4 protein-coding genes are annotated in these 2580 nt (G+C 72.6%); 1 reads left to right on the forward strand and 3 read right to left on the reverse strand.

The genetic code is table 11. From position 1 onward, the window contains the following. Positions 1–150: 150 nt before the first annotated feature. The gene (locus tag BGO37_RS17520) at positions 151–576 is read right to left on the reverse strand and encodes a MarR family transcriptional regulator (protein WP_291757096.1); all 426 of its coding nucleotides are present in this window, start codon (positions 574–576) and stop codon (positions 151–153) included. A gap of 57 nt (positions 577–633) precedes the next feature. Further along, complete coding sequence (locus BGO37_RS17525) at positions 634–1653, reverse strand: SseB family protein (RefSeq protein WP_291757098.1); 1020 nt, start codon at positions 1651–1653, stop codon at positions 634–636. A 126-nt stretch (positions 1654–1779) separates the two neighbouring features. Here BGO37_RS17525 and BGO37_RS17530 point away from each other — a divergent pair, with 126 nt between their 5' ends. After that, positions 1780–2442: a MerR family transcriptional regulator gene (locus BGO37_RS17530; RefSeq protein WP_291757100.1), complete on the forward strand. Its 663-nt coding sequence runs from the start codon at positions 1780–1782 to the stop codon at positions 2440–2442. Here BGO37_RS17530 and BGO37_RS17880 read toward each other — a convergent pair. Next, positions 2439–2580: hypothetical protein (locus BGO37_RS17880; RefSeq protein WP_367188125.1), on the reverse strand; the 142-nt coding region annotated here is incomplete at its 5' end. The genes BGO37_RS17530 and BGO37_RS17880 overlap by 4 nt on opposite strands.

The raw sequence follows: 2580 nt of genomic DNA on the forward strand, positions 1-2580 counted from the left end.
GCATCGGCGAGGCGGACGGCGCCGGCCACCACGGGTGCAGCTGCCGGGGAGCCGGCGATGCCGCGCTGGAGGTCGACGACGACGAGGGCGGTACGGGGGTCGAGGGCGGTGATGGGCATGGTGACTCCTCAGGAGATGGATGGGTCGGGATCAGGGCGCGAGCAGGCGCTCGATGAGCGCCGCGGCGTCGGCGAGGGTGTGCTGCTCCGCGGGGGTGAGCCGGGCGGCGATCACGCTCGCCAGCCACTCCTGCTTCGCGGCACGATGGCCGAGGATGTCGCGCTCGGCATCGGGCGTCAGGAAGACCTGGGTGGCGCGGCCGTCACTCGGGTCCGGCCGGCGGCCGATGATCCCCGCGGCCTCCAGCGACGCGATGGTGGCGCTCATCGACTGCGGCCGGACGCCTTCGGCCCGCGCGAGCTCGGACGTCGTGGCCGCACCGGACTCGAGCAGCCGTCGCAGCACGGCGACCTGCGAGGGGGTGAAGTCGGACGCGCCGCCCTCGGCTCGCAGCCGACGCGTCAGCCGGGCGGTCGCCGATCGCAGGGCGGCAGCGGTGTCATCGATCTCACTCACACCGCCAGACTAGCACTTATACAGTCTACCTGCGCAGTTTACCTGCCTAGTGTGCGACTACTCCGCGAGTTCCAGGACGGGCGCGAGCTGCGCCCGCGTGAGCCGGATCCATGGGCCGCCCGGGTCGAGCACGACTCCGGACAGTCCTGCGTCCGAGGCGAGGGCGGCCGCCAGCTGCGCGGCCGTGAAGGGCGTCGGCTGGTCACCGCGCCCCAGCGCCACGACCTCGAGCGGATGGGAGAAGACGTCGAGGATGCGCTCGCCCGCGGGCGTGTGGGACTCCGCGACACCCCAGGCATCCTCTTCCGAGGCCCGGTTCACGGCCACCCAGAGCGGCGCCGTGGTCATCGCCTCGACGACGGCAGCGGCCGTGGCATCCGTGCGGGGCGCCGCGAGGAGGTGCTTCAGCGTGAGCTCGGGGTCCATCTCCTCGACCGCGCGGCCGATGAGGGCCCGCGGGAGCACGACACTGGCCGGTGCGGACGACTGGTCGATGACCACCCCGGCGAACTCGCCGCGGAGCACGTACTGCAGCACGGTCTGGATCGCCTGCCCCATGGCGGACGTCTGCGTGTCGCCGTCCGCGTTGACCGCCTCGGCGAGTGCGACACCACCGCTGTAGAGCATGACGAACTGGCCGTCGTCGCGCGTGGCGACGGCCAGCGGGAGATCCTCACCGGCACGGAGCAGCGCCTGCGCGTCGCCCTTCACCCGGAGGTAGACGTTGCCCTGCAGCAGCTGGCGCGCGACGTTGAAGATCTGCGCGGCGTCCGGATCCTCGTCGAGGGCCGCCAGGGCGTCGCGCAGCAGCACGTTGTCGGGGAGGCCCGGCAGCGACTCCTCCGGCGGGGGCGCCTCGCCGGAGGGCTCCGGGGCGGCCTCGACCTGTGTCGAGCCGAATCCGCCGAAGGACGAGGTGGAGATGCCGACCTGAGGCACCGCCGCCTCGTCTGCTGCGGCGTCCGTGAGGGGTGCCGCAGCCTCGGACTCTGCGGTGCCTGCCGGGTCGGAGGTGTCGGCGGCGTCGGTCCCGGGTGCGGCGTCGGACGGCTTCGGGCGACGCGAGAAGAGTGCCATCGCGCCAGCCTAACCCGCAAGCACGCCCGACTCGGAGGGCGCGGTGCCCATCCTCGTGCTGGACAAGGGGCGTCCCGGCACGGTACGACGAAGGTGCACGCAACTCCTGCCCCCCGAGGGAGACACATGAAGATCTCCGAGTTGTCCGAGCGCAGCGGCATCCCGGTCGCGACGCTGAAGTTCTACATCCGCGAGGGGATGCTCCCCCGCGGCGAAGCCACCTCCGCCACCAGCGCCGAGTACGACGAGACCCACCTCGACCGCCTGCGCCTCATCGGCGCGCTCGCGGGTGTGCGCGGACTGCCGCTCGTGCGTGTCCGCGACATCCTCGATCTCATCGACGCGCCGCTCGACAGCCCCTCGGAGACGGCGCACCTCGCCGTGAACGCCCTGCCGCCCTACGCCGAGATCCCCGCGCCGCTCGACGGCGACGACGACGACCGGCGCGCACGGGCGGCGATCGCACTCGCCGGGCTGACGTACGACCCGTCTTACGCGGCCGTGCGCCAGCTCGACACCGCGATCCGGGCGGTGGAGGATGCCGGGCTGCCCTGGGACGAGCCGACGCTGCGGCGCTACTCCGACGCGGTGGGCGAGCTCGCGACTCTCGAGGTCGTGCCGATCGCCGCGCTCACCCGGGCGGAGGCCACCACCTATGGCATTCTGGGCACCGCGCTCTACGAGCCGGTGATCCTGGCTCTGCGGCGGCTGGCGCTGCACCATCTCCTGCTCACCGGGCAGGTTCCGACCCCGAGCGACGCAGGCACCGAGGAGACGGCACCGGCCTAGAGCTTCTCGATGGGCGCGATCTTGATCAGGAGCTTCTTCGCGCCCACCTTGTCGAAGCGCACGTGCGCCACGCGCTTCGGCCCCTCGCCGGTCACCGCGTCGACTCGGCCCTCGCCGAAGTCCTCGTGGCGGATGCGG

The sequence above is a fragment of the Cellulomonas sp. 73-92 genome, from assembly GCF_001898175.1.
Taxonomy (GTDB): Bacteria; Actinomycetota; Actinomycetes; order Actinomycetales; family Cellulomonadaceae; genus Cellulomonas.

Bases quoted from the DNA above. Each gene is read 5' to 3' on its own strand.
- BGO37_RS17525 (WP_291757098.1), bottom strand. From the start codon at position 1,653: ATGGCACTCTTCTCGCGTCGCCCGAAGCCGTCCGACGCCGCACCCGGG.
- BGO37_RS17530 (WP_291757100.1), top strand. From the start codon at position 1,780: ATGAAGATCTCCGAGTTGTCCGAGCGCAGCGGCATCCCGGTCGCGACG.